At 35.6% G+C, this 24,134-nt stretch carries 26 protein-coding genes and 3 pseudogenes; 17 read left to right on the top strand and 12 right to left on the bottom strand.

The window, feature by feature from the left end:
* From FFM55_RS09185 to FFM55_RS09155, 6 genes are all read left to right on the top strand, one after another.
* Positions 1-234 (top strand): low molecular weight phosphatase family protein (locus FFM55_RS09185; protein ID WP_507772744.1); only part of this gene is annotated, 234 nt, incomplete at its 5' end.
* Positions 235-723: 489 nt separating this feature from the next.
* Positions 724-1,374 carry an ABC transporter ATP-binding protein gene (locus tag FFM55_RS09175; protein WP_042493553.1) on the top strand — a complete coding sequence of 217 codons (651 nt, stop codon included), beginning with the start codon at positions 724-726 and terminating at the stop codon, positions 1,372-1,374.
* Positions 1,371-2,126 (top strand): ABC transporter permease, encoded by a 756-nt coding sequence (locus FFM55_RS09170; protein WP_042493555.1) that lies wholly within the window; start codon positions 1,371-1,373, stop codon positions 2,124-2,126. Before FFM55_RS09175 ends, FFM55_RS09170 begins: the two co-directional genes overlap by 4 nt.
* A 177-nt stretch (positions 2,127-2,303) precedes the next feature.
* Entirely contained in the window at positions 2,304-2,891 is a 588-nt protein-coding gene (locus tag FFM55_RS09165) for a site-specific integrase (RefSeq protein WP_042493557.1), read from the top strand.
* Positions 2,892-3,320: 429 nt separating this feature from the next.
* Positions 3,321-5,084, top strand: a complete 1,764-nt coding sequence (locus FFM55_RS09160; protein ID WP_137600970.1) for an oleate hydratase — start codon at positions 3,321-3,323, stop codon at positions 5,082-5,084.
* 307 nt (positions 5,085-5,391) lie between these two features.
* Complete coding sequence (locus tag FFM55_RS09155) at positions 5,392-5,982, top strand: site-specific integrase (protein ID WP_042493602.1); 591 nt, start codon at positions 5,392-5,394, stop codon at positions 5,980-5,982.
* Positions 5,983-6,153: 171 nt separating this feature from the next.
* On the opposite strand, the gene FFM55_RS09150 is transcribed toward FFM55_RS09155, so the two are convergent.
* The 4 genes from FFM55_RS09150 to FFM55_RS09135 form a co-directional block, all read right to left on the bottom strand.
* Positions 6,154-6,846 (bottom strand): Crp/Fnr family transcriptional regulator, encoded by a 693-nt coding sequence (locus FFM55_RS09150; RefSeq protein ID WP_042493561.1) that lies wholly within the window; start codon positions 6,844-6,846, stop codon positions 6,154-6,156.
* A 16-nt stretch (positions 6,847-6,862) separates the two neighbouring features.
* Positions 6,863-7,414: a Dps family protein gene (locus tag FFM55_RS09145; protein WP_042493564.1), complete on the bottom strand. Its 552-nt coding sequence runs from the start codon at positions 7,412-7,414 to the stop codon at positions 6,863-6,865.
* A gap of 1 nt (position 7,415) precedes the next feature.
* The gene (locus FFM55_RS09140) at positions 7,416-7,652 is read right to left on the bottom strand and encodes a heavy-metal-associated domain-containing protein (RefSeq protein WP_004909683.1); all 237 of its coding nucleotides are present in this window, start codon (positions 7,650-7,652) and stop codon (positions 7,416-7,418) included.
* Between the two features lie 63 nt (positions 7,653-7,715).
* Complete coding sequence (locus tag FFM55_RS09135) at positions 7,716-9,566, bottom strand: heavy metal translocating P-type ATPase (RefSeq protein WP_137600969.1); 1,851 nt, start codon at positions 9,564-9,566, stop codon at positions 7,716-7,718.
* Positions 9,567-9,949: 383 nt separating this feature from the next.
* Between FFM55_RS09135 and FFM55_RS09130 the strand changes: the two genes are divergently transcribed.
* From FFM55_RS09130 to FFM55_RS09120, 3 genes and pseudogenes are all read left to right on the top strand, one after another.
* The gene (locus FFM55_RS09130; protein ID WP_042493568.1) at positions 9,950-10,363 is read left to right on the top strand and encodes a helix-turn-helix domain-containing protein; all 414 of its coding nucleotides are present in this window, start codon (positions 9,950-9,952) and stop codon (positions 10,361-10,363) included.
* Positions 10,364-11,313: 950 nt separating this feature from the next.
* Positions 11,314-11,508, top strand: a pseudogene (locus FFM55_RS10125) (site-specific integrase); the annotation flags it as partial.
* Positions 11,509-12,373: 865 nt separating this feature from the next.
* Positions 12,374-13,363, top strand: coding sequence for a YhdH/YhfP family quinone oxidoreductase (locus tag FFM55_RS09120; RefSeq protein ID WP_042493570.1), 990 nt, complete (start codon positions 12,374-12,376; stop codon positions 13,361-13,363).
* On the opposite strand, the gene FFM55_RS10170 is transcribed toward FFM55_RS09120, so the two are convergent.
* On the bottom strand, positions 13,360-13,413 hold the full coding sequence (locus FFM55_RS10170; protein WP_371862362.1) for a helix-turn-helix domain-containing protein: 54 nt from the start codon (positions 13,411-13,413) through the stop codon (positions 13,360-13,362). The two genes, FFM55_RS09120 and FFM55_RS10170, sit on opposite strands and share 4 nt — an antisense overlap.
* Before the next feature lie 244 nt (positions 13,414-13,657).
* Here FFM55_RS10170 and FFM55_RS09110 point away from each other — a divergent pair.
* Positions 13,658-14,154: pseudogene (locus FFM55_RS09110) on the top strand (RepB family plasmid replication initiator protein); the annotation flags it as partial.
* A gap of 155 nt (positions 14,155-14,309) precedes the next feature.
* The gene (gene arsC / locus FFM55_RS09105) at positions 14,310-14,726 is read left to right on the top strand and encodes an arsenate reductase (thioredoxin) (RefSeq protein WP_042493572.1); all 417 of its coding nucleotides are present in this window, start codon (positions 14,310-14,312) and stop codon (positions 14,724-14,726) included.
* Positions 14,727-14,956: 230 nt separating this feature from the next.
* Here arsC and FFM55_RS09100 read toward each other — a convergent pair whose 3' ends face one another.
* Together FFM55_RS09100 and FFM55_RS09095 are read right to left on the bottom strand one after the other, a co-directional pair.
* Entirely contained in the window at positions 14,957-15,241 is a 285-nt protein-coding gene (locus FFM55_RS09100) for a helix-turn-helix domain-containing protein (protein WP_042493575.1), read from the bottom strand.
* On the bottom strand, positions 15,238-15,588 hold the full coding sequence (locus tag FFM55_RS09095) for a type II toxin-antitoxin system RelE/ParE family toxin (protein WP_042493577.1): 351 nt from the start codon (positions 15,586-15,588) through the stop codon (positions 15,238-15,240). Before FFM55_RS09095 ends, FFM55_RS09100 begins: the two co-directional genes overlap by 4 nt.
* Before the next feature lie 108 nt (positions 15,589-15,696).
* Between FFM55_RS09095 and FFM55_RS09090 the strand changes: the two are divergent.
* Positions 15,697-16,261 (top strand): annotated as a pseudogene (locus FFM55_RS09090) (tyrosine-type recombinase/integrase).
* A gap of 160 nt (positions 16,262-16,421) precedes the next feature.
* On the opposite strand, the gene FFM55_RS09085 reads toward FFM55_RS09090, so the two are convergent.
* Positions 16,422-16,802, bottom strand: a complete 381-nt coding sequence (locus tag FFM55_RS09085) for a winged helix-turn-helix transcriptional regulator (RefSeq protein WP_137600968.1) — start codon at positions 16,800-16,802, stop codon at positions 16,422-16,424.
* Positions 16,803-16,912: 110 nt separating this feature from the next.
* On the opposite strand from FFM55_RS09085, the gene FFM55_RS09080 reads away from it, so the two are divergent.
* Entirely contained in the window at positions 16,913-17,416 is a 504-nt protein-coding gene (locus FFM55_RS09080; RefSeq protein ID WP_042493583.1) for a type 1 glutamine amidotransferase domain-containing protein, read from the top strand.
* 252 nt (positions 17,417-17,668) lie between these two features.
* On the opposite strand, the gene FFM55_RS09075 is transcribed toward FFM55_RS09080, so the two are convergent.
* The 3 genes from FFM55_RS09075 to hxlA are packed head-to-tail and all read right to left on the bottom strand — an operon-like array spanning position 17,669 to position 20,182.
* The gene (locus FFM55_RS09075; protein ID WP_231467281.1) at positions 17,669-19,006 is read right to left on the bottom strand and encodes a glucose-6-phosphate isomerase; all 1,338 of its coding nucleotides are present in this window, start codon (positions 19,004-19,006) and stop codon (positions 17,669-17,671) included.
* Between the two features lie 4 nt (positions 19,007-19,010).
* Positions 19,011-19,541 carry a 6-phospho-3-hexuloisomerase gene (hxlB, locus tag FFM55_RS09070; protein ID WP_042493587.1) on the bottom strand — a complete coding sequence of 177 codons (531 nt, stop codon included), beginning with the start codon at positions 19,539-19,541 and terminating at the stop codon, positions 19,011-19,013.
* A 14-nt stretch (positions 19,542-19,555) separates the two neighbouring features.
* Positions 19,556-20,182, bottom strand: a complete 627-nt coding sequence (gene hxlA / locus FFM55_RS09065; protein WP_042493590.1) for a 3-hexulose-6-phosphate synthase — start codon at positions 20,180-20,182, stop codon at positions 19,556-19,558.
* 128 nt (positions 20,183-20,310) lie between these two features.
* Between hxlA and FFM55_RS09060 the strand changes: the two genes are divergently transcribed.
* Positions 20,311-20,700: a winged helix-turn-helix transcriptional regulator gene (locus tag FFM55_RS09060; RefSeq protein WP_042493592.1), complete on the top strand. Its 390-nt coding sequence runs from the start codon at positions 20,311-20,313 to the stop codon at positions 20,698-20,700.
* 114 nt (positions 20,701-20,814) lie between these two features.
* On the opposite strand, the gene FFM55_RS09055 is transcribed toward FFM55_RS09060, so the two are convergent.
* Positions 20,815-21,699: an FAD-dependent oxidoreductase gene (locus FFM55_RS09055; RefSeq protein WP_231467272.1), complete on the bottom strand. Its 885-nt coding sequence runs from the start codon at positions 21,697-21,699 to the stop codon at positions 20,815-20,817.
* Positions 21,700-21,709: 10 nt separating this feature from the next.
* Between FFM55_RS09055 and FFM55_RS09050 the strand changes: the two genes are divergently transcribed.
* From FFM55_RS09050 to FFM55_RS09040, 3 genes are all read left to right on the top strand, one after another.
* Positions 21,710-22,573 (top strand): AAA family ATPase, encoded by an 864-nt coding sequence (locus FFM55_RS09050; RefSeq protein WP_137600967.1) that lies wholly within the window; start codon positions 21,710-21,712, stop codon positions 22,571-22,573.
* Positions 22,574-22,829: 256 nt separating this feature from the next.
* Positions 22,830-23,369: a hypothetical protein gene (locus FFM55_RS09995; RefSeq protein ID WP_240006023.1), complete on the top strand. Its 540-nt coding sequence runs from the start codon at positions 22,830-22,832 to the stop codon at positions 23,367-23,369.
* A gap of 160 nt (positions 23,370-23,529) precedes the next feature.
* Complete coding sequence (locus tag FFM55_RS09040; protein WP_042493532.1) at positions 23,530-24,093, top strand: recombinase family protein; 564 nt, start codon at positions 23,530-23,532, stop codon at positions 24,091-24,093.
* Positions 24,094-24,134: the final 41 nt, after the last annotated feature.

Here is a 24,134-nt window from a genome sequence, read left to right as displayed (position 1 = left end):
CTCTCTAAATTAATTGATCTAAATTATTTGAACACTTCAGATTTAGTTATTACTTTATGTGGTGATGCCAAGGATAAATGTCCTATGCTTCCCCCTCAAACCAAGAGTTTACACTGGCCTTTATCTGACCCAGCGCAAGCCACAGGAACTTTAGAAGAACAACTACAAGAATTCCGTAAGGTTCGTGATGAAATTAAAAAATTAGTTACAAGTTTGAATAACTACGTTCATTAATAAAAAAATGCCATATAGTGCCGCAGTAAAACAGTCCAATTAATTTATTGACTTCTAAGGAAAATACCAGGACTTTGGTTATGAGCTAGATATGTGACTAGGCACTCACTAAAATGCCCTTCCATTCAGGGGCTATTATTATATAATGACCCCTCTAAAAGACTATTAAAACAGCAACTATTATCTAATAGTTAGATAACGGGGGTTGTTTTTTTATAAAATGATATAATACTCCCTAGATAGGAGAAAACGTATGTCTAGACAAAAACGATCGATCAAGGAAAATAATGATAAATTAAAAGTTCAATTAGAACTCCTCCGTAGTTATACGGAACACTTTGACTCAGGTATGATTCATATGGATTTGCCAATGGCTACACAGGTTCGTGTATTAATACATCAAACAGATAAGTCCAATTTATTGACTTCTGAGCACTTTTTCATCCGGCTGTTGTCGGCGCCGATCATTGTGCGATCGGGGGTGGGCATATGAATTCATTGATTAGTTTAGAAAAAATTAATTATCAAATCGCTGATCAACATATTTTACATGATGTTGATTGGCAGATTCCAGCTGGGGCTCATATTACATTAACGGGACCATCCGGTGGTGGGAAAAGTACGTTATTACGGATCATTGCGGCCATGATTTCTAAAACAAGTGGGACCTTGCTTTTTGATGGGCAGCCGATTGAAAGTTATGACCCAATCATGTATCGGCGGCAAGTCTCATATTGTTTCCAACAACCGACGTTATTTGGTGAGACGGTGGCAGATAACTTAGCTTTCCCGTACCAAATTCGTAAGCAAGTCATGGATACGCAACGAGTGGTAACGGCGTTAAATAATGTTGGGCTGTCCGAACGAACCCTGCATCAGCCGATTATCGAGCTTTCCGGTGGTGAACGGCAGCGGGTCGCGCTGATTCGCAACATCTTATTCTTACCAAAAGTGTTGTTATTAGATGAGGTGACAGCTGGTTTGGATGAAAATAATAAGCAAATCGTGCACGCCTGGTTACGACAGTTAAATGAGCAGGATCACGTGACAACGATCATGATTACTCATGATGCGACAGAGATTGCTGCGGCAGATCAATTAGCGAAAGTGGTTGCTGGCAGATTGGAGGTACACGCATGAATTTAGCAGTTAATAATACGTCGCTATTTTTGGCGGCAATGTTAGTGCTCGTCGCGTTAGGAATTAGTTTGTGGCAGAAACTTGGCTTGGATAGGGACATCGTCATTGGTGTCGTGCGGGCTGTTGTACAACTATTTATCGTGGGTTACTTGCTAAAGTATATTTTCCGAGTCAACAATTTGTGGCTAACGCTGGCGATGATAGGCTTCATTATCTTCAATGCGGCTTGGAATGCGAAAAAACGGGGGCCGGGGATTGACCATGCATTAGCCATTTCGTTATTAGCCATTTTTGTTAGTACGGGGGTAACACTCGGCGTCCTCGTGCTATCTGGTGCGATTATGTTTGTGCCATCACAAATGATTCCCATTTCTGGTATGATTGCGTCGAATTCAATGGTCGCAATTGGGCTGGCTTATCGCAGCCTCAATAGTCAGTTTCATGACCAGCGGCAAGGTGTGCTTGAACGGTTGGCGTTAGGGGCTGGTCTACTTGATGCTTCGATTGCCATCGTGCGTGAGGCGATTCGTACGGGGATGTCACCAACCATTGATTCGGCAAAGACCGTGGGTCTAGTCAGTCTGCCAGGGATGATGTCCGGTTTGATCTTTGCAGGGGTCGATCCAGTACGGGCCATTAGGTATCAAATTATGGTCACGTTCATGCTCTTATCAGCGACTAGTTTGGGGTCAATCATTGCGTGCTATTTAGCTTACCGTAATTTCTATAATGAACAAAAACAGTTGAAGTAATGACTCCTGATTGCAGCCCCGCGGGGAGTCCTTTATGATGGAAGCTGATCTTTTTTGTCCGAACAGCGTTCGGATTAATTTTACAATCTACCACTACGATAAAAATAATTGGTCATTCATTCACAAAAGTGAACCAATTATAGGCAAGGACTGTTCTATTATTGAGGTTAAATAGATATGCAACAAATCGTACTCCCAATCAAAGACTCTAACGTCTTAAAAATGGTGCAAGACACCTTACTAGATAGTTTTCGGGCAGGTCGCCGTAACTACACCATCTTTCAAGTTGGCAAAGCCACCCTGCTGCGGGTGAGTGATGTGATGACGTTAAAGAAATCCGATGTCTATAATCCAGATGGCTCTGTTAAACACACGTCCTTTATTCATGATAAAAAGACGGGTAAAGCGAATACATTGTATTTAAAGCCTGTCCAACAAAACTTACTGCAATATCATGATTGGCTGGTCCAAGAAAATATCAACTCGGACTGGCTATTCCCCTCGACGTCAGATCCAGACCGTCACATTACTGAGAAGCAGTTTTACAAGATTATGGCACGCGTTGGTGATCTATTAGGCATCAAATATCTAGGTACACATACCATGCGTAAAACAGGTGCCTATCGTGTTTATACGCAATCAAATTACAATATAGGCTTAGTCATGCATTTATTGAATCACTCAAGTGAGGCCATGACGCTCACTTATCTTGGGTTAGATCAAGCCAGTCGAGAAACTATGTTAGATCAAATTGATTTTGGCTAATTGTGTAGTATGGGGTTATGAATAATAATAACCCGTTAATGTCGCTACATTTTTCGTAACTTTATAGTCAGACTGTTATATATGAATTATGATACGATGCAACAAATTTGCCTGCTAATTAAAGACTCACATCTTTCAAAACCACACCGATTATTCATGGTGATTGCAGCCACTAAAGTGATTGTTTCACTTTAGTGGCTATTTTTTGAAAGCACTTTCTCTTAGTGCTATGATTAACCTATTAAATCATTGATAGGAGGAAACATATTTATAAAAATGTAACTGTTGCAGGTGGTGGCATTTCAGGTGAACAAGTTGCCTTTCAAAGGCAGTTCATGGGATTTTATGAACATCCTAACCCTGAATACCAACAAGAGTCATTTTTAAAATAGAGTATATCAACATAAAGCGTAGTAAAAGGAGGCAATTATGCGATATTCTAACGGAAATTATGAAGCTTTTGCACGTCCAAGAAAGCCCAAGAATGTGGATCAAAAATCAGCGTATATTATTGGAGGAGGGCTGGCCGGATTGGCAACCGCTGTTTTCTTGGTGCGCGATGGACAAATGTCCGGGGAAAAAATTCATATATATGAGGAATTGCCTACTCCGGGTGGATCGCTAGATGGAGAAAAGCGTACCAATATCGGATTTGTGACACGTGGTGGTCGAGAAATGGAAAATCATTTTGAAACTATGTGGGACATGTATCGATCAATTCCTTCTTTAGAAATTGAAGACGCCTCTTACTTAGATGAATTTTATTGGCTAGATAAGGATGATCCAAATTCATCTAACACTCGCCTAATTTATAATCGGGGACAACGCGTCCCAACGGATGGACTGTATACTTTGGATGAACAATCTAAAGAATTAATAGATTTAGTTTTAACTCCTGAGTCAAAACTGGGTAAGACGACTATTGAGGAATTTTTCTCAAATGAGTTCTTTGAAAGTAATTTTTGGATGTACTGGGCAACTATGTTTGCTTTTGAAAAGTGGCATTCTGCAGTTGAGATGCGTCGATACACAATGCGATTTATTCATCATATTGATGGACTACCTGATTTTAGCGCCCTAAAGTTCAATAGGTACAATCAGTATGAGTCTATGGTTCTACCAATTATAAAGTATTTAGAGTCATATAATGTCGAATTCATCTATGATACACAAGTTAATAATGTTGTGGTAGATTTTGAAAATGACGAAAAAATTGCAAAAAAACTCGTGATCCAGGATGGTGATGATGTTAGCCTATCACGGGATGATCTTGTATTCGTTACAAATGGTTCTATTACAGAAAGTTCAACATATGGGAGCCATGATAAACCCGCTCCTATATCAAAAGAGTTGGGTGGTAGTTGGTCACTGTGGAAGAATCTGGCAGAACAATCTAATGATTTCGGTCATCCAGAAGTATTCTATGATAACCTACCTGAAAAAAGTTGGTTCGTGTCAGCGACAGCCACTATAAAATCACCAGAAATTGAACCCTACATTGAACGTCTAACCAATCGTGATTTGCATGATCACAAAATTAATAGTGGTGGAATCATTACCATAACCGATTCGAACTGGTTGATGAGTTTTGCTGTTCACAGGCAGCCACATTTCAAAGAACAAAAGGAAAATGAAACAATTGTATGGATATATGGACTATATTCAGATACCAAAGGAAATTTTGTTGATAAGACCATTGTAGAAAGTTCTGGGGAAGAAATTACGCAAGAATTCCTTTATCACCTTGGGGTCCCTGAGGCCAAAATCAAACAATTGTCTAACCAAAACAATGTAAATACCGTTCCAGTATTTATGCCATTTATTACGTCATACTTTATGCCCCGAATTGCGGGTGATAGGCCAGATATTGTGCCTAAAGGGTCTGTTAATTTAGCCTTTATTGGTAATTTCGCAGAGTCACCTAGTAATGACACCGTATTTACTACCGAATATTCCATTAGGACAGCCATGGAATCTGTCTATGCTTTGCTTGAAGTTGAACGCGCTGTTCCTGAAGTTTATGGATCCATTTATGATATTCGAGAACTACTTAAAGCCATCTACTATATGGGAGATAAAAAAACCATTGATGAGGCTAATTTAGGAATCCCTAAACTAGCTAAAGTAGCTCTAAAAAAGAAGATAAAGGGAACGTTTATCGAAGAGCTACTTACCGAGAGTAAATTACTATAAAACATGGTAGCTGTTAAAACTCTCTGAATTATCAAAAACTGTTGAAAATTATTATAATGCGACATATTTCGATATGTAATAAGCTTTTCATTTTTGAAAAAGACTTGATGATTATATTTCATCAAGTCTTTTTTATAGCTACGTATTTTTTAAGAAATAACCTGATTACGGGAAAATGTATATGGGAAGTACGGACTGCTTTATTTCTAAATCATAATCCGAGATAATCAAATGTATGAATGTTTATTCTGAATGCTAAGATATGATTAAATCAAATAATAATGGGAACCAGAAAGGTAAAAATATTATGGTGCAACAAATCGTACTCCCAATCAAAGACTCTAACGTCTTAAAAATGGTGCAAGACACCTTATTAGATAGTTTTCGGGCGGGTCGCCGTAACTACACCATCTTTCAAGTTGGCAAAGCCACCCTACTACGGGTGAGTGATGTCATGACGTTAAGAAAATCAGATGTCTATAATCCGGATGGATCTGTTAAACACACGGCCTTTATTCATGATAAAAAGACAGGTAAAGCAAACACATTATATTTAAAGCCCGTTCAACAAGACTTACTGCAGTATCATGATTGGCTGGTCCAAGAAAATATAAATTCGGATTGGTTATTTCCCTCAACAGCCCATCCAGATCGTCATATCACTGAGAAGCAGTTTTATAAAATCATGGCACGCGTTGGAGATTTATTAGGTATCAACTATCTCGGCACACATACCATGCGTAAAACCGGAGCTTATCGTGTCTATACACAGTCAAATTACAACATTGGCTTAGTCATGCACTTACTGAATCATTCTAGTGAAGCTATGACGTTAACTTACCTTGGCTTAGACCAAGCGAGTCGGGAAACCATGTTAGATCAAATTGATTTTGGATAATTACATCAAAAGCATACTGAATAATTGGACTATTTTTATTCAGTTGCTTAGTGATAATTGAGATGCGATTGCGATTATAAAAATTGATATATCAACCAATGGCTGCTTGGACTTCAATTAATGTTTGGTATGCATTCAGATCAATATCCTTATTTTTAAGTATAAATCGACTTAACTTGATACAAATAATAATTCATCTAAATCAAATATCTCAACACATTTTTGGGTATGCCGTTTAATTAGACCTCTCTCTTCCAATGATGAGAACTTACGGCTTATTGTTTCTGGAGTTGTCCCCAGGTAAGTAGCCAAATCTTTTTTTGACATGGGTAAAGTCACATAAGTATGGTTTTTTTCATCTTCAACATTTTCTGATAGAAAATCAATAATTCGAGCTTCAACAGGTTCAATACTGACTTGCACAGTTTGTTTTTCTGATAACTGTAGCCGTTTTGTAATATCCGATAATATTCGTCGCATGATTTCTGGATAGAGATCTAAATATTGATCTAAATCCTTTTTATGAATCCTACAAATACTTGTTTCCGATATTGCTTCAGCATAATTCGAATGATAACCTTCAGTCTGTAAAACAGCAACTTCCCCCATAAAATCACCCGGATGTAGGATACGTATGGTTTGCTCACGACCAGACTCACTTAGGCTATAAATACGTACACGTCCATTGTTTATGATATATAATGTGTCATCTTTATCACCAAACCTAAATAATAGCTCATTCTTTACGTATTGTACTTCATTCGCTGATTGAGCAATTAGATGCATTTGTTCATCATTGAGATGATTGAAAATCGGCACTAAACGTATACAATCTACATGACTATGATGATTATGGTTTGCCATACCGTTTTCCTCCTAATTAATCGTTATCTATATAGTCATCGTCTTCTAAGGCATCCTTATTAATAAATGCTTGAAGTTGCCAAATATTTACGTCTAAATAAGCTTTATAACTAATTAGTGAATCTTCCAAAGCATCATTTTCTTCTTCCTGTGCTAAGCGAATTGCACGAATAGTAAATTCACGATTAGATCTAAAATCTTCTACTATCTGTAAGACCATCTCATCAGCAGTGTAATATTTTTCCGAAGAATCTTCAGAAATCGTTGTAAATTCTTGAAATTCAGTAGTTGTTGATGCTGGCTTAAATCCTGACGCTAGTAAACGTTCTGCAATTTTATCAAACCATGCCTCATTCTCGTTATATAAATTTTCAAAAACATTATGCAATGCATAGAAATTTTTGCCTTTTACATACCAATGATATTGATGCAATTTTACATGTAATGTATGAATATTAGCAAGTATATGATCTGTAACAGCTGCAGAATTAATCTTAGTATGATGAATGTGTTCTTTATATGCTTGTTCGGCAGCTAATTTTTCTTGCCTTTCATTTACCGTTGTCATTTTATGCACCTTCCTTTACTTTTGAACTAATTACTGGGTATCCTAAGTCTTCAATTGCTTTTTCAATTGTATTCAAATTGACCTGATTTTCATCAAAATCCACTTTTACCTTACTTGCATTGAAAAGTACTTTTACAGAATCCTTTTTTACACCGGCAGTTTGTTTTAAACCACGTTCGATTTTTTGTAAACATGATGGACAAGTTAGTGTTTCTAATTTTAATGTTGCTTTAGTCATATCTATCACTCCTTTAAATAAATTATATAGGCCATTCTTTTTAAAATACTTGATATAGATCAATTATCTTAATTGATAACCTCTTAATCTCATTGCATTTAAAATAACTACTAAAATACTGGCCTCATGAACCAACATCCCAATTGACATGGACATCCATTCACTAAATATTAAACTAACCAATAGTATTATTACGACTCCAACAGCAATTAGAATATTTTGTCGCATATTCGCATATGTTCCTTTTGCTAGGCCTAAAGCATGAGGAAGGCGGTTAAAGTTAGAATTCATTAAGACAATATCTGAACTTTCAATTGCGACATCTGTTCCATTCCCCATAGCTATACCTACCTCTGCAGTAGCCAGAGAGGGACTGTCATTAACTCCGTCACCGATAAAAACAACTATTTCACCTGAGTCCTGTCGTCTTTTTAGAAATGCTTGCTTGTCCTCTGGTAGCATATCACCATGGGCTTCGGTTAAACCTAGTTCCTTTTTAACTGAATTAACTGTACCTTGGTTATCACCTGATAATACAATGAGATTTTTAATACCAAGTGATTTTAATTTTTGTAAGTCCTGCTTAACACCTGGTCGAACTTTGTCGCGGATACCCATTAACATGATTAACTTATGATCAACTGCCGTTAATACAATTGAATTACCGGTTCTTTCTAATTTATTCAATTTTTTAAGAACATCATCAGATAGCGGTATACTTTCTTGTTTCATTAAGGTTTTATTCCCTACTGAAACAATGTGCCCATCTACGTGAGCAATTACGCCCCCACCTTTTACAACCTGTGTATTTTCTATAGGCCTTACTTTATATTGTGCTAATTTATTTACAATAGCGACAGCTAATGGATGATCAGACTCACTTTCAACTGAAAGCAATAGAGATAAATCCTCCTCCTGATTATTTCCATAATAAATAATATCGCTCACTTCAGGCTTTCCTTCAGTTAAGGTACCTGTTTTATCGAATAACACTGTATCTGCATCGGCAAAATGACTAATCACTTCAGAACCTTTAAATAAAACACCATTTTTTGCGCCATTTCCTATCCCCGCAACATTTGAAACAGGTACACCAATTACCAAGGCTCCTGGGCAACCAAGTACTAATACGGTAATCGCAAGTTCTGTATCTTTGGTTAATACCCAAACAAACAGCCCAATTGTAAGTACTGCAGGTGTATACCAGCGAGAAAACTGGTCAATAAATCGTTCTGCTTCTGATTTAGAATCCTGTGCTTCTTCTACCAACTCAATAATTTTTCCAAATGTAGAATCTTCCCCTACTCTATCAGCCACTATTTGAATAGTACCATTGTCCATAATAGTACCGGCAAATACTTCATCGTCTTTTTCTTTCTTTAAAGGTAAAGATTCACCTGTGATATTAGCCTCATTTACATATCCTTTTCCAGTAGTTACCCGACCATCTACGGGAATCTTGGCACCAGTCTTTACTAGGAGAATATCCCCTTCTTCTACTTCATCAATATCTACTTCTGCAAATTGTCCCCCTGTCAATTGCTTAAAAGCAGTTTCTGGAGCCATTTCCGTCAACTCTTTAATAGCTGATCGTGTTCGGTTAAGTGTTCGTTGTTCTAAATATGATCCAAATAAAAATAAAAAAGTAACAATTGCTGATTCTTCATAATTTTGAATAAAGAGAGCACCGATGACCGCTATCGTTACTAAAACATCAATACTTACTACTTTTACCTTCATAGCCTGATAAGCCTGTAAAGAAATGGGGGTAACGCCTAATATCGAAGCTATAATAAAAGCACTATTAGAAATTATTGTATTGGCAAAAATAAAGTGTGCGATTAGTCCTAAGGCAATGAGTAAGCCACTGATACTCATAATTTTATTTTTATGTTTAAGAATATTATGTTGCATATGATTTCTCCCTTAATTTTAGTTCAACTAAAGTGTATTAACTTTTGGGAGATATAAACTTGACGTCCATCAAGTTTATAAAATAGTTCTAAATAAGTAAAAATATTATAATATTGGCTTAGTCATGCACTTATTGAATCATTCTAGTGCGGCCATGACATTGGCTTACCTTGGTTTAGATCAAGCCAGCCGTGAGACTATGTTGAATCAAATTGATTTTGGTTGAACTCATTAGCTATAACTACAGTTATAGTTGTAGTTATAGCTAAGGTTTTATAGCTAAAAAGCATAGATCATTAGACTCAAGCAATACTTTAGTGACTTATTAACCTGAACTTTGCTATGCTCTGTATTAAAGATTATAAAAGGTGGGAGTTTAGCATATGCAAATAGGTGAAAAAATAAAAATCATTCGTGAAAACAAAAAGATGTCACAAGAAAACATGGCTAAAAGCTTACACGTATCATATCAAGCTGTATCTAATTGGGAACGTGGGAAAAGTTATCCCGATATCTCTAATATTATTATGATTTCAGATTTATACAGTATTTCATTGGATGAGCTAATTAGGGAAGATAAAAACTATAAAGACATATTACTTGAAAAGAAAGTATCAGGTATCGCGGATGCTATCCTTAATATTATTTTCTTATTGTGCGCCATCATGTTATTAATTTATATGATGGTCGAAAACAAGCTCACCTCAGGTAATTCCTTTTATATCATTCTGATAATCTTGGTTATAGTCCATACCAGTGTAGATTTATTAAAATTGTTACCAAAAAAACGCATGTAGTTGGTTTACAGGGAATAGTAGTAATCACTAGTAGTGTACTTGTTTTGATCGGTCAATTATTATTTACGTTAGGCTTTGGGGATTTTTTGGCTGTTGCATATATAACACAAAAGAATATTATTACCCAATGCTATTACATGTAACATATAATAGTCTCATTTGGTGGTTACAATTTCTGTAAAACAGAAACTAACAATAATGTTCCTATTAACCCTATTTTTTTAGATTTAATATTTTTAATTTATGCTATTTATGCCTATAATTAGAAACAAAACTAAAAAATATGAATTTTAATAAATATACTATTTCTGATCCAGAAATGAAGAAAAGTACTGGATTTACTTGGAGAAATGGGCGCATGAATCCTACAGCTAGTGAAACAGGTCGTGCACTTGGAAATGCGTTCATCAATTCTATTCATGGATGGTAATTGTTATAAATACTGATACTAGGAGAGTCCGAAAAATGAGCCAAAAAGATTTATTAAATCAATTCGCTTTAGCCATTAATGACGTAGGTCAAGACAGTGAATTAGGATTTTTTTTAATAACTTATCAAGAAAAATGAGCCAAAAATCAGTTGAAAGGCCTTGAAATCCCTCGCTTTACTGATGGCATCTCAAAAGTAGTTCGTAAATCACATCAAGGTGTTCCTACATCGGTTACAAAACTTATTTCTATGGTGAATCGTCGTGGTATTTTGAGTGGCTTCGGACTAGGATTACGAATGTTATAAAAGTAAGTTTTTCATTTATAGCAAACTTACTAAAAAAAACAATCAAAAGTTTGCAATAACTTTTGATTGTTTTTTACTGAAATTAAATTGACTAGGCTGATTTAAAAATCATAGTATTAATATAATTTACCCAATTTTTTTACCTTAATTACAAAAACATTGCCAGATAGTCCATACTTTATTTGTTCATAATCTTGTATTTTAGGGTTAAGCATCGTCGAAATTACACCGTTTTTCAAGTTTGTAAGGAAACTCTACTACGTGTGAGTGATATTATGACCTTAAAAAATCAGATGTCTCTGTCAAAAATACATCATTTATTCATGAAAAAAAAGACAGGTAAAGCGGATACATTATATTTAAAACCCGTTAAACAATATTTGATTCAATATCATGATTGTTTGGTCCAATAAAACATCAATCATCCATGGTTAATTACGATGAGTGCCCGCTTACCTTATAGCCATTGGACCCTACATAATATGATTAATTAATTGTTGGCACTAGCCTTCTGATACCAGAAAAGCCAAGGATGAAATCCTTGGCAAACTACCATTGACAGGCGTCAAGGGTGTAGGTGCGCATTACCCTCATTTTATTCGGTTATGACTCTTGCAAATAATTGCTTGTACATTGAACTTTTTTAAGGTGTAATTCCATTATTTTGTGATTCGATGGCCATTTAATAAAATGACTAGCCATCACTGTTTTGAGTAATACGATTTTCAGAATATACTAGTGATTGTATTGTCGATAGATACGTTAAACTCGTATGTAGATATAATGTCCTGGGTTAGTAAGTCATACCCCTTATTCTGGGTAAAAAACACCTGGCTCAAATTAGGTATGGACAATTTGTCGATTTTATTTTTCAACATGAAAAAGGCGCAGGCTATTATAAGTTTATCTTTTATATTTTAATCTTTTGTTCTTTTGCGTAATTAGAAATCTAGTTTTTGAAATTGGATTCAAAGAAAATACCAAGAGAAAAACTATGTGTATAGAGAATTTTTATAACACTTTTGAAACAAATTTACTTTTTAGCTATGTATCTAAAAAAAGATTATGCCTCGAACTATTTAGCAATATCAATTATATTAGATCGCGATATTTATTCTACAGATACGTTTGATAAAATAATAAGTAATACCGATAATACTGACTTACTAGGTTGTCCACTACTGGACTCCTTATTTGGGTGATGGATATTTTTATAATCAAGACCACAGATACCTTACATTGCAACAAAACTATTTTATTTAGAAAGAAAAATTTATGAAAAATTTTAAAGCATTACTTGTTAGCTACAAAGACGGAGAAGTTGACTATAATATTGAAAACAATCTTACAGTTGATGATCTATCCAATGGTGAAGTATTAATTAAGATTCATTACTCTTCTGTAAATTATAAAGACATGCTAGCGGTCCAAAAAAATGGTGGTGTCATTCGAGATTATCCCATGATACCTGGTATTGATTTAAGCGGAGAAGTTGTAGAATCTTCTAATTCTAATTTTAAAACAGGACAAGAAGTTCTTGTGACGGGTTATAAGATGGGAATGAGTCATACTGGAGGATTTTCTGAATATGCTAAAATTCCCGCAGAATGGATAATTCCGATACCTGAAAATCTAAGTATGAAAGAAGCAATGATTTTGGGAACTGCTGGATTAACAGCAGCACTATCAATTGATGCGCTAGAGAAAAATGGTATGAGAGCTGACTCATATCAACAGATTTTAGTGACTGGTGCGACTGGTGGTGTTGGTAGTATAGCTTTGCAAATTTTATCAAAAGTAGGATATAAAAACATTATTGCTCTTGTACGAAAAGAAAACCAAATTGAAGTTGCAAAAACATTAGGTGCCACCGATACTATTTTATTGAGTGATTTTGAATTTGAAAATAAACCATTAAACAAACAACAGTTCCACTACATTTTAGATACTGTTGGAGGAGAATTAGTGGCAAACTTGATTCCTTACGTTTTTTATCAAGGATCTATTTCCCTTTGTGGTAATGCTGGGGGAATTAAAATGACAACCACAGTACTGCCATTTATTTTACGAGGTATTAATCTTTTAGGAATTGACTCAGTTAACATTTCTAATGAAAAAAGACTTTTCATTTGGGGAAATCTTTCAAAAATATGGAAAATTACAGATACGACATTAGTAAACGAAATTACATTAGAAGAGCTTTCTAAAACATTAAATCAGTTAAAAGAAGGAAAACACTTAGGACGAACAATTGTAAATATTTAGTTTTTAATTCTATAAACAGTTTGACGAGTTACTCCGTATTCTTTAGCAATTTTTGAAATTGCAGTTCCTTTTTCTAATTCATGAACAATATTTCAATAAACCGCTCGTCGTCTTTTAGATTCAGTTCTCTCTTGTTCTGATATCATTGCCAATATTTGAACAATTAAATCTTTGATGAAACGGTCTAACAGCTGATTCCCAATGGCTTCTACCTTGAACGTATCTTCTTCTCGAACAAAATTTAATGCTTCTTGAAAAACTGGACGCTGCTCAATTGTGGCGCCCGATTTTTTTCAACAAAAATCTTTTCGGCACCAAATTTTTCTAAATATTCAATTTGTTTTTCTAAATCATGATGAGGTATTAATTCGCTTTAGTCCTGAAATCATGCCCTATTTAATTAATCTTAAAACTAATTTTACGCAACATGCCTTGTCAGAAATTTCTGAATTGAATAGTAAATATGCCGTTATTTTGTATCGTTGGTTATCGATGAATTACTACCAATACGAGTACTATAGTGTTAAAGGTGGACGCCGAGAAGAACAAATTGGTATGAAAGAATTACGAGAAATGACAGATACGGCAATTTTGTCAGGTCTACGGAAAATGTTTATCCACTCTACGACGAATTAAAGGACATACGTGGCTTAAATGGTGTTAAAGAGCCTCTAGCGTATGTCAATGATAAACAAGATAACTATTCAAAAAAGAACATTGCTAAGTATCTTAAAAAATCAATTGAACAGTATCTACAGATTGTTAAGAGGCAGGATATAGATCATGAGTGATAAATTAAAAACAATTCGAGAACTTGCTGAGGAGTTGGGCGTCTCAAAGTAGATAGAAGGCCTTGATACTTATACACCTATGTTGGTGAAAGCATTGCATTTAAGTTTATGGTGTATAATGGCGTTACACAAATTAAAATTATAGGGGGGTTAAAATGAAAAAAATTTATTTTTTATGCACAGGCAATTCTTGTCGCAGTCAAATGGCTGAAGGATATGCAAAAAAAATATTGCCGGCAAATGAGTTTCAAATCGAGAGTGCAGGGATTGAAACTCATGGGTTAAATCCAAATGCTGTTAAAGTTATGGCTGAAGATGGAGTAGATATTAGTAGCCACTATTCTAAATTAATTGATCTAAATTATTTGAACACTTCAGATTTAGTTATTACTTTATGTGGTGATGCCAAGGATAAATGTCCTATGCTTCCCCCTCAAACCAAAAGTTTACATTGGCCTTTATCTGACCCAGCGCAAGCCACAGGAACTTTAGAAGAACAACTACAAGAATTCCGTAAGGTTCGTGACGAAATTAAAAAATTAGTTACAAGTTTGAATAACTACGTTCATTAATAAAAAAATGCCATATAGTGCCGCAGTAAAACAGTCCAATTAATTTATTGACTTCTAAGGAAAATACCAGGGCTTTGGTTATGAGCTAGATATGTGACTAGGAGCTCACTAAAATGCCCCTCCATTCAGGGTCTATAATTATATTGCCCCTGTAAAAACCTATTAAAACAGCCCCATTATCTATCGATTAGATAATGGGGCTGTTTTTTTGTTTAATGTTATAATAGATCTTAAAATGCTGGACTAAATTGAATGGTCAAACGTTGTTTTGTTGCTTGGGCGATCTCGGATAGTATTTTTGTTGAAGCATTCATCGAACCATTTTCAATGCGTGCAATCGTTGATTGTGGTTTACCAATCAGACGAGCAAATTCACGTTGACTCAACCCCATCTTTTCACGTAGATCATGAACTTTTACAGCTACCTCTAAATTGATATTTTCTTGCTCAACAATTTGTGCAAATTCAGGATTGTTTTTACTACGTTCGGCAACGTATGCATCAAGTTTACTCATTGATTTTCCTCCTTATTAAAATACTGACTGCGTCTATTCCGAGCAATTTGCTTTTCATTTTCAGGTGTCTTTTGCGTTTTTTTCGTGAAAGCATGAGTAATAATGTATTGACTACCTTTAACTTGAAAGTAAATAGCTCTTTGAATGTTTGAAGATCGTTTGGAACGAATTTCATAGAGATTATTTTCTAGCTTTTTTACCCATAATTGTCTTTCCGCAACCAATAGGCCATTATTTTCGATATTTTGAATGGTTGCAATTAATTTAGCAGCATCTTTATCCGGTAATTGATCTAAGAACTGCTCAAATTCAGCCCAATTGTAATAATCAAACTCAAACTTTTCCATAACAACATGATAGCAGATACGCTATCATTAATCAAATTATTAACTTTAAAGGAGTAGCTAATGGTGCAATAAATCGTGCTGCCAATCAAAGACTCAAACGTTTTAAAAATGGTGCAAGACACCTTATTAGATAGTTTTCGGGCGGGTCGCCGCAACTACACCATCTTTCAAGTTGGGAAAGCCACCCTGCTGCGGGTGAGTGATGTGATGACGTTAAAGAAATCCGATGTCTATAATCCAGATGGCTCTGTTAAACACACGGCCTTTATTCATGATAAAAAGACCGGTAAAGCAAACACCTTATATTTAAAGTCCGTGCAACAAGACTTGCTGCAATATCATGATTGGCTGGTCCAAGAAAACATCAATTCTGATTGGTTATTTCCCTCAACGGCCCATTCAGAACGTCATATCACTGAGAAGCAGTTTTACAAGGTCATGACACGCGTTGGTGACCTATTAGGTATCGACCTATCTAGGCACACATACCATGCGTAAAACAGGCGCTTACCGCGTCTATACACAGTCAAACTACAATATTGGGTTAGTCATGCACTTACTGAATCATTCGAGTGAGGCTATGACCCTTACTTATCTCGGCTTAGATCAAGCAAGTCGAGAAACAATGTTAGATCAAATTGATTTTGGATACATACGCCAACTAATCTCCTAAAATTATCAGCTGTTTATTCATTTTTGCGCCATTATGTCAGTAGTCGTTACTGTTTTGAAAATGCAATTTTTAACAAGGCTGTGGTAATCATGACTTATTAAAATTACTGTTAAAAGGATATTTGAAACATTTAGACGTTCTTTCCAACCTATTGCATTGTTTAGATTGTCGTACCATCAATTTGAAGCTTTTCTAATCTTTTTGTACCCCATGAGAACATCATTTCAATGATAGGCATTAAGGTCTCACCAGTCGTTGTTAATGAATAAAAAACTGCTTTTCGATTGTTAACTAACCCTTCTTGACGATCAATCAAACCGTCTTCACCTAACTCCTTCAGTTGTTGTGATAGGAATTTATGCGTTGCATTGCTCAGTGACTTTTGAATTTCTCCAAAACGCATTTTCCCGTCATAGTGTAGCTGATAAAGTATGACGATTTTATATTTACCCGAAAACATTGACAGCGTATATTCTTTAGCGCAGTTAAAATCTTTTTGTTGTATTTTATCAAGGGCATACTTTCGTACAGTGTCTGTCATTATTATTGACTACTTTTCTGAAGATTGTGATAGGCACAAAAAAGTGCCTTATTGTGGTCTATTATTTATAGGTATATATTATATACTATAAATCAAGGAGGAATTTTATTATGGCAAAATCAGTTGCAGTTTTGGTGACTAATCTAGTCGAAGACGTTGAATATACTGAACCTGTAGAGGCTCTTAAGTCTGCAGGACACGAAGTGACAACGATCAGTTTTGAAAAAGGCACTGTTGAAGGTAAGCATGGTACTCAGATTAACGTTGATAAGTCCATTGATGAAGTGCGTCCTCAAGACTTTGATGCCTTGTTCATTCCAGGAGGATTTTCACCAGATCAATTACGTGCGGACCAAAGGTTTGTCGAATTTACAAAGTTCTTTTTGGCAACTAACAAGTTAACGACATCTATTTGCCACGGTCCACAATTAATGATTCAAACCGGGCTAGTGCAAGGTCGTACAATGACAGCATATTTAACTGTACAACCTGATTTGTATTACGCCGGTGCACGCATTGAAGACAAAGCTGTTGTGATCGATGGTAATCTAATTACTAGTCGCGAACCAAAAGATATCCCAGCATTTAACGAGGCCTTCCTAGCAGCTTTATAATGTTGATGGTTGATAAGCATATAAACATGTACCAATTATAGCTTGACGAGTTTGGCTGTTTTAAAATAAATTTTTTAAACAGTTATCGTTAAAGTAACTTAGTCCTCGTGTTAGTAGCACGGGGACTTTTTATATAGCAGTTTTTAAACAACCGTTGCGCAATTAAACTGAACTTATATTTCTAAAACATACTAATTAATAAAAGGCTAGTTACTAACCAAAAATTGGTCAGTAACTAGCCTTTTATTTTATTCATAAGCGTTGTTGTAACTGATAAGTAATATCCTCGTATCCAGGCTTTCCCAACAATCCAAACATATTGCGTTTATATGCCTCCACACCTGGTTGGTCAAATGGGTTAATGCCATTCAAGTAACCAGAAATGGCAACCGCTACTTCAAAGAAGTAGATGGCTTGTCCCAAAGAAAATTCGTTTTGCTTATCCACCTCAACAATCATGTTAGGTACACCACCGTCAACGTGGGCCAACAACGTTCCTTCTGAAGCGGTACGGTTAACGTAGCTCATCTTCTCGCCTTGCAAGTAACCCAAACCGTCGTCAGCATCCATTTCTGGAATCACAACGTCCGTCACTGGCTCAGTTACGCGGAACAACGTCTCAAACAAGTTGCGACGACCATCTTGGATGTATTGTCCGAAACTATGCAAGTCCGTTGAGAAGTTTCCAGTCGCTGGGAAGATACCCTTGCCGTCCTTACCTTCTGACTCACCTTGCAATTGCTTCCACCACTCGCCGAATTGCAACAACGTTGGATCATAGTTAATCAACAATTCTGTCGTATAACCCTTCCGGTACAAGATGTTACGGTAAGCAGCATATTGGTAAGCTGGATTCTTTGCCAAATCGGCATCAGCGTATTCCACTTCACCAGCAGCGGCTCCAGCCATCAATTGCTCGATGTCACCACCAGCAGTTGCAATTGGCAACAAACCAACAGCTGTCAAAACTGAGAATCGTCCACCAACACCATCAGGCACAACAAACTCTTCGTAACCTTCTGTGTCAGCCAATGTCTTCAAAGCACCACGCTTTGCATCAGTCGTTGCATAGATGCGCTCACGAGCGCCTACAACACCGTATTTCTCTTCCAACATTTGCTTGAACACACGGAATGCAATCGCTGGCTCAGTCGTCGTTCCTGACTTGGAAATCACGTTAACTGAGAAGTCACGGTCGCCAATTACATTGATCAAGCTGTTTAAGTAAGCTGGTGCAATTGAGTTTCCAACAAACAAAACTTGTGGGAAGTCACGTTGTTCGTCTGGCAAGTAGTTGTTGAAGTACTCGTTCAAGAAGTCAATTGCCGCACGAGCGCCCAAATATGAGCCCCCGATTCCAATAACAACCAAAACCTTTGAGTCTGATTGGATTTTCTTTGCTGCTGCTTGAATACGCGCAAACTCATCCTTGTCGTATTCAGTTGGCAAGTGAAGCCAATCAGTGTATGCTGATCCAGCCCCAATTCCCTTACGTAGCATTTCATCCGCAACTGTAACCATTGGTTGGATCATGGAAATTTCTGCATCTAAAATAAATTTTTCTAGATGTTGGGTCTTAAATTTTAATATAGAATTATTCAAGATTAGCATGCCTCTTTTTTAATTCTAATTCGGAAATATTAAATTTATTCATATAGTTCATTACAAATAAATCTCCATATAACCAAACAGATTGTTCAAATAAACTGCCCATTGGCTGTTGTGTTATGTCGTTATTAGTAAACTTACTTTTACCTGATAGTATAGTGACATAGTCTGCTTTTTTATAGATTGTATTATGCGTGTTTGTACTCCATAGCCAAACTTTCGCTCCAATATTTTTTGCAGTATCAACATATTGAATTAATTGACTCGTTTCTCCAGACGAAGATGCAATAATTAATAAGTCTTTATCCTGAATAGCAGGTGTAGTCGTATCTCCTACAAAAAAAGTCTCTTTGCCTAATTGCGCTAGGCGCATAGCAAAAGCCTGTAATGCTAGTCCTGAACGTCCAAATCCCGTCAAAAAAATTCTATTAGTTGAATTGATAACCACTAATAACTCATCGGGAATATTTTTATCTGAATTATTATTTAGTTCGTAAAGTATACTTTCCCAATTCATAACAAACTCCTATATTATCCAAGCAATTTCTTGAATTCAGCTGCGGCTGTGGCTGGATCATCTACTGTAGAAATTGCTCCACCAATAATTAATAGATCTGGATTAGCTGACTTAATTTCCTCCGCTGCTGTTAATTTAATTCCACCAGCGATTGCGGTCTTTGTATTAGAAACATTGTTCTTAACGATATTAAAGGTTTCAAAGGGATCTTGACCCAAGGCTTGTAGATCATACCCCGTATGAGTGCCAATATAATCTGCTCCAAAAGCATCTATTTCACGAGCACGAGTGGCAATGTCTTGGACCCCAATCATATCAACCAATAACTCTTTTCCAGCTTCATGAGCTGCTTTTACAGCATCCTTAATAGATTGATCTTCGGCAACACCTAAAATCGTTGTAATATCAGCTCCGTAAGCAAATGCCTGGTTCACTTCATATGAAGCGACATCCATGATTTTCAAATCAGCAAGTAATGTAATATCTGGAAATTCTGCACGAATTTTTTTTAGTCCTTCAAGTCCAAAATTAATTACCAAAGGGGTTCCATATTCAAAAATATCAATACTATCTTTCGTCTTTTGAATTAAATCAATGGCTCCTTGAACATCTTCTAAATCAATTGCTAATTGTAGTTTCATAATAAAATAACACCTTTCTTTTTTAATACTATATGTACATTGTCTACCTTACTGGTAAAATTTAATAGAGGGCACTTCAAAGTAACCTATTGTCTCTTTATATTTATTATCCATAAGGGAGTAGTATTATGTCAGATTATTTTCGAAATACTGTTATGAAAAAACTTAGTAATGGCGATTTTGATTGTACTAAAGAATTTACAGTATCAATGTTTAGCGGTAAGCATAAATTATTAATATTATGGATTTTAATAAATGATGGGCCACAAGGCTTTTCATACTTTATGAAAAATCTGAAGGGTATCAGTAAAAAAGTTTTATCAAACCAACTGAATGAGTTAATGGCGGACCAAATTGTCTCTAAACGAGAATACTTAACTGGTAAAGTAAAACACACTGAATATCAACTAACAGATATAGGAGAAACGTTAATTCCCATCATAGTTGCTTTAAATGACTGGGGAGAAAATAGACTGAAACAAGTTACTTTAGTGAAAATATTTAATAATGATTTATAGATTTTTATCTGCTGTTTAAGATGCTCAGAAGTCAATAAATTGGACTATTTTTTAGTATACGATCAAAGTTCCTGCAATGAATCAACGTTATCGCAAGAAGATTACAAAAATTAATTATTCAATTTGAGCAAACAAATCATTTAATGCTTCCGTCATTGTCGGATGTGTGTATATTTGGTCTCGCAAAGACTCAGCAGAAAGATGATTTTGCATGGCTATACTAATAATATTAATCGTCTCAAATGATTCCTCGGCATAAATAGTTGTGCCCAAAATTTGATGTGTATGCGGATCTATTAATTCTTTATAGCTACCTCTTGGATTACCAATCACTTGTGACTTCGGAACACTAGAGGTTAGCATTTGCAAAACCTTATAAGGAATTCCCGCCTCTTTTAGTTGTGCTTCTGTTTGTCCAACACTACTAATAGCTGGATTTAGAAAAACTGTGCTAGCAAATACAGGTCGATTTAAACGGCTTCTTGTCTTATCACCATATAGATGATTGACCATAATACGCCAATCATCTAAGGAAATATAAGTAAATTGTGAACTACCGGCAACATCACCTAAAGCATAGATATTTTTAACATTGGTTTCTAGTGTATCGTTTACTAAAATTTCACCGTGACTACCCGTTTTAATGCTTGTTCGTTCTGAGTGCAAATCAGCCACATTTGCTTTACGTCCTGTAGCAACCAACAATCCATCAGCTTGTAGTTTCTTAACTCCACTTGGCGTGTTTACCGTTAAGGCTACTCCGTTTAGTGTATCAGACACCGCTATTAAGTTACTTTCTAATAAAAAGGATATACCATCCTCTTCTAAATCATTCTTAGCTTGTTGAACAATTTCAGGTTCAAATTTCCCCAAAATCTTAGGTGACTTATCAATGATCGTCACATGACTACCAAATTGTGTATACATTGATGCAAATTCTAAGCCAATCGGACCACTACCTAGAATAACTAATTCTTTTAATTGTTTATCTTTTTCCAACAGTGAGTTAATGAAGGTAGGATTTGGATTCGAACTAAGAATTGATGCTGAGAACAGTAACTATACCGTTTGGCACAACACGGATAATATTCAATTAAGTCTTAGTCAGCTAAGCGAAGGTGAGCGCAGGTTTATTGCATTTATTCATTTTTACTATGATCTATTCAAAGTACCTGAAGAAAAGATAGCCGATGGGGTATCAACAGTAATCATCGATGATCCAATAACAGGCCTTGATTCTGACAATAGGTTCTATCTGACCGAGTTGATCAATGGGTTTATTAAGTTTGCCATTAAGTCAAAGGTTCAGGTTGTTGTCCTAACCCACTCTTCACAAGACTTTCATAATTTTGCCTATGGCAGTGGCAAGGATACAAAATGGTTTAGGATTGTCAAGGATGAACAAGGGAAATCTAGTGTTGAATCTGTCAGTCAAGAAGAGAAAAACAATTATTCTGATTATTACCGGACTACGTTTGAATCGCTGATGTCTTTCGCTCAATTATCTAAAAGAAAATTAAATGAGTCTCACCTATCTTACGGTAATAAAGCAAGAGTGATTTTCGAATCGCATGCAAAATCCCACTATAAGTTGATGTATGCGACTAAAGCATCGTATCCCGAAATCAAGAAGTTTTACGAAACTCCTGACGAATTAGATGCGGAGGTTCAAAGAATGTTAGACGTAATTAACTCTTTATCTCATGGTCTAACTATCATTGACGATTTAGACATATCACCAAAGGAGCTTCAGACAAATGTAAGAACGCTATTGCATATACTCTGGCTTAAGGACGAACAACATGTGTTACAGATGGTAGGTAACAAAATTAACAGAGAAAATCTCAATGACACAATGGAATGGTTAAGCTAATTTGCAAAAGTGTCACCACAGTTATGTATATGTCTGTTGGCATCCATGGGAAACATCATGGGAAACATGTTGATAATCATTGACGGTCATTGAAAGTAAAATGCTGATTTAGCAGGCATTTATCGTCAATGGTTATCAACCTATCGGACTCATTGAAATAATCAAGTGTGAAATAAACCGAAATTGTTAACATTATATATTTATTTTATATATTATTTGATTAAAGAACTAACAACTATAATGAAAAGAGATGGCGATGTATAATAAATTACATAACTTTTATAAAAATACTGATTTTATAATGGCTTCATTTGAAAGGCAATTTGACAGATTTTTAAAAATAGGATGGGATGAAGATACTGCAGTACGTGTAATTATATTTAATTTTACGAGAGAATATTTTGACAAAATGGGGATAACGCCTCAGCAATTTAAACAGTTCTTTGATTTGCATCATAACGAACCTAGTTTTAATTATGAAAATGTTTTTATGTGGGCACGTATAGTTAAAAAATTAGATATAGATGCAGCCAATACTATTTGGCCACGTTTTATGACTGAAAAAATTAGCATTGATAATGTGGACGTAAAAGATCCATTTGAAGATTATTATGATGAACATAACTTGGCTGAAAACAGTCAATACAGTGATATGGGAAAAAAGCAATTAGTTATTGAAGCCGAATATTTACACAATTCTTTATGTAATATTTTGAAATATATTGATAACGGAGGTGTAGATATAGATGTTGTTAAAGCAGAAGTATATGACGGCATTTACGAAAGTCGCATTTAAATAGCCATAAGGGGGGGCGTAACTTAACAGTTGTGTCGCCTTTTTTTGTGCCTTATAATTAAAGGTGTTAGAATGCGTCATAACTTGCCGCCATAAATACATACCCTTTTTTACTGCAAAAGTACCAAATTTGCTATATAAATCAGATTGGAGACATAAGATGAAATACGGTTACGCCAGAGTGAGTACCACGGATCAAAAATTAGAAAATCAGATTGAGAGTTTAAAAAATTCAGGCGCTGAAATAATCTATCAAGAAAAGTTTACTGGTACAACGACTGAACGCCCTGAATTTAATAAATTGCTGAATGAACTAAAAGCAAATGATACATTGATTGTGACAAAATTAGATCGCTTCGCACGCAATACTAGAGAAGCCCTTGATATAATTCAAGACCTATTTAAACGTAACATCAAAGTTAATATTCTGAACATGGGACTAATTGATAACACGCCCACAGGGCAATTAATTTTTACTATTTTTAGTGCTTTTGCCCAATTTGAACGAGACATGATTGTGACACGAACCCAAGAGGGTAAAATATACGCTAAAACACATGACCCCTATTTTCATGAGGGACGCCCACAAACCTACACAGATGAACAAATACGTTTAGCTTATAAGTTGCGCCAACAAGGCATGACTTACAAAATGATTGCTAGAAAGACAGGCATTAGCGAACGTACACAACAAAGGCGATTCAAAGATATTTATCCCTTATAATTATACGTATAAATATAAATTATGCGTATTAATTGTAAACA

Origin of the sequence: Weissella sagaensis, assembly GCF_005405285.1 — a bacterium.
Classification (GTDB): domain Bacteria; phylum Bacillota; class Bacilli; order Lactobacillales; family Lactobacillaceae; genus Weissella; species Weissella sagaensis.
The sequence above is the reverse complement of the archived record's forward strand: the minus strand, read 5'-3'. Positions and strand labels throughout refer to the sequence as shown.